This is a genomic window from Rhodococcus sp. R1101 (assembly GCF_000278445.1).
Classification (GTDB): domain Bacteria; phylum Actinomycetota; class Actinomycetes; order Mycobacteriales; family Mycobacteriaceae; genus Rhodococcus; species Rhodococcus gordoniae.
Map to the genome: position 1 here is coordinate 1 of NZ_AJVB01000420.1, position 3,444 is coordinate 3,444.

The following is a 3,444-nucleotide window of genomic DNA, read 5'->3' on the forward strand; positions in this document are numbered from 1 at the left end:
CTCACGGGCGGCCAGGGGTGGCCGCGGCGTACGACGGTGTCGGTGCCGCGACCTTCGAGGCGTCGCTGGCGTCCGTCCGGGTGCGCGGCACGGTCGCCCTGTTCGGGGCTGCGAGCGGGCCCGTCCCGCCGTTCGATCTGCAGCGGCTCAACCCGGCCGGTTCGCTGTTCGTCACGCGGCCCACGCTCGCGCACTACACCCGCGATCGCGACGAACTGTTGTGGCGTGCCGGCGAGGTGCTCGGGGCTCTGGCCGACGGGTCGTTGACGATCCGGGTAGGGGCGAGCTACCCGTTGGCCGAGGCCGGTCGCGCCCACACCGATCTGGAAGGGCGCCGGACCACCGGGTCGATCGTCCTGATCCCCTGAACTCGCGGAAAATCCCCGACCCCACCGACGACTGCGCCCCGACCGGAAACGGCCGGGGCGCAGTCGCGGGCGGAGAGGATCAGAAGTAGGAGCCGATCGTGGGCAGTGCGAGTACAGAATCGATCGCCAGACCGAGGCATACCACCGCGAGGTAGTTGTTGGACTGCAGGAACAGTTTGAGCGGCTTGACCGATGCTCCGCCGCGCACGCTGTTGTACAGCTGGTGGGCGACGAGCAGGAACCAGGCGCCCGCGAGCAGCGCGACCGCCGCGTAGATCACCCCGGCAGCCGGGACGATCACCAGCGTCGCGATCACCGTCGCCCAGGTGTACATCAGAATCTGCTTGGTGACGTGCTGTTCGGTGGCGATCACCGGCAGCATCGGCACGCCCGCGGCCTTGTAGTCCTCCTTGTAGCGCATCGCGAGCGCCCAGGTGTGCGGCGGCGTCCAGAAGAAGATGACCAGGAACAGCACGACCGGTTCCCAGCTCAACGAACCGGTCACCGCGGCCCAGCCGACCATCACGGGCATACACCCGGCCGCCCCGCCCCAGACCACGTTCTGCCAGGTCCGGCGCTTGAGCACCATCGTGTACACGAGCACGTAGAACGCGATGGTCGCCACGACCAGCACGCCGGCCAACAGGTTGGCCCGCCACCACAGCCACACGAACGACGCGACACCGAGCAGCATGCCGAAGACGAAGGCATTGCGCGTCGGCACCGTCTGCCGGGCCAGTGGACGCAACGCCGTGCGTTTCATCACCTTGTCGATGTCGGCGTCGACGACACAGTTGAGCGAATTGGCACTCGCGGCGCCCATCCAGCCACCGAACAATGTGCTCAGGATGAGCACGATGTCGACGTTCCCGCGATCGGCGAACAGCATCGCGGGAATGGTCGCGACCAGTAGAAGTTCGATCACGCGCGGCTTCGTCAACGCGATGTAGGCGAGGACGGTGCCGGAGAGCCGGCCCCACGCGGTGTCGGAGCGCGGGGCGCTCGGCGCTTCGGGGGCGCCGAAGCCGTGTCCTCCCGGCCGTCGCCCTGCCCGCACACTGTCTCCTTGTCCCACGCGAATCCGCACCTTCGTTTCGCCCGTTCACGGTCGCCCGGTTCCGGACGCTCCTCTACTACGAACGATGGTAGACCGGACCGTTGCCCGGACCGAATCGACCCGTTCGGAGCAGCGCACTAGTCTGAAGTAGCGCGCGGGCCGACTTCCACCCGCCGGGACCCCGTACACCCATGTCAGGAGACTTCACGCTCGTGTCGATCACAGACGAGATCCGCACCCTCACCCAGCCTGCGCATCCTGCCGACTGGACCGACCTGGACACCAAGGCGGTCGACACCGCGCGCGTGCTCGCCGCCGACGCCGTGCAGAAGGTCGGAAACGGGCATCCCGGTACCGCGATGAGCCTCGCTCCCCTCGCGTACACCCTCTACCAGCGTGTGATGCGCCACGATCCGACCGACCACGAGTGGGTCGGCCGCGACCGCTTCGTGCTCTCGTGCGGACATTCGAGCCTGACGCTGTACGTCCAGCTGTACCTGTCCGGCTACGGCCTCGAACTCGCCGACCTCGAGGCACTGCGCACGTGGGGTTCGCTCACCCCGGGCCACCCCGAGTACGGGCACACCGCCGGGGTCGAGATGACCACCGGCCCGCTCGGCCAGGGTCTCGCCTCCGCGGTCGGCATGGCGATGGCTGCCCGCCGCGAGCGCGGCCTGTTCGATCCCGAGGCACCCGCAGGCAAGAGCCCGTTCGACCACTACGTCTACGTGATCGCCTCCGACGGCGACATCGAGGAGGGCGTGACCTCCGAGGCGTCGTCGCTCGCCGGTGTCCAGCAGCTCGGCAACCTGATCGTCTTCTACGACGACAACAAGATCTCCATCGAGCACGACACCGCGATCGCTCTCGGTGAGGACGTCGCCAAGCGCTACGAGGCGTACGGCTGGCACGTGCAGACCGTCGAGGGCGGCGAGAACGTCACCGCACTGCTCGAGGCCGTCGAGGCCGCGAAGGCCGTCACCGACCGTCCGTCCTTCATCTCCGTCCGCACGATCATCGGCTACCCGGCCCCGACGAAGATGAACAGCGGCGACGCGCACGGTGCCGCGCTCGGCGCCGACGAGGTCGCCGAGATCAAGAAGATCCTCGGCTTCGACCCCGAGAAGAACTTCGACGTCGATCCGGCGGTGATCGAGCACACCCGGCAGGTCGTGACGCGTGGCGCCGAGGCGCGCGCGGCGTGGCAGGCCGACTTCGACGCGTGGGCCACCCGCGAGCCGCAGCGCAAGGAGCTGTTCGACCGCCTGTACGCCGGTGAGTTCCCGGAAGGCTGGGTCGACGCCCTGCCGACCTACGAGCCCACCGAGAGCGGTCCCGCGACCCGCTCGGCGTCCGGCAAGGCCCTCGCCGCGCTCGGACCGGTGCTGCCCGAGCTGTGGGGCGGCTCCGCCGACCTCGCCGGCAGCAACAACACCACGATCCCCGGTTCCGACTCCTTCGGCCCCGCGGCGATCTCCACGAAGGACTGGAACGCGCAGCCCTACGGACGCACCCTGCACTTCGGTGTGCGCGAGCACGCCATGGGTTCGATCCTCAACGGCATCGCTCTGCACGGCCCGACCCGCCCCTACGGCGGCACCTTCCTCGTCTTCTCCGACTACATGCGACCCGCGGTGCGTCTCGCGGCCCTCATGCAGACCCCGTCGATCTACGTATGGACGCACGATTCGATCGGTCTCGGTGAGGACGGCCCGACCCATCAGCCGATCGAGCACCTCGCGGCGCTGCGAGCGATCCCGAACCTCGCGGTGATCCGCCCGGCCGACGCCAACGAGACGTCGTTCGCGTGGAAGGCCGCGTTGGAGAACCGCACGGGCCCGACCGCGCTCGCGCTGACCCGCCAGAACGTCCCCGTGCTCGAGGGCACGCGGGAGAAGGCCGCCGAGGGTGTCGCCCGCGGCGCCTACGTCCTGGCCGAGGCGGCCTCGGGGACCCCGGAGGTCGTGATCCTCGCGACCGGATCCGAGGTCCAGCTCGCCGTCGCCGCCCGCGAGACCC

At 69.3% G+C, this 3,444-nt stretch carries 3 protein-coding genes; 2 read left to right on the plus strand and 1 reads right to left on the minus strand.

Annotated elements, in window-relative coordinates:
- A partial coding sequence (locus tag R1101_RS0119055) for a zinc-binding dehydrogenase (RefSeq protein WP_037224155.1) occupies nt 1-368 on the plus strand: 368 nt, incomplete at its 5' end.
- A gap of 79 nt (nt 369-447) precedes the next feature.
- Here the strand turns inward: R1101_RS0119055 and R1101_RS0119060 are convergent.
- Nucleotides 448-1,425, minus strand: a complete 978-nt coding sequence (locus tag R1101_RS0119060; protein ID WP_016934927.1) for a heme o synthase — start codon at nt 1,423-1,425, stop codon at nt 448-450.
- Nucleotides 1,426-1,637: 212 nt separating this feature from the next.
- Here R1101_RS0119060 and tkt point away from each other — a divergent pair.
- Nucleotides 1,638-3,444 (plus strand): transketolase (gene tkt, locus R1101_RS0119065; protein ID WP_026003468.1); only part of this gene is annotated, 1,807 nt, incomplete at its 3' end.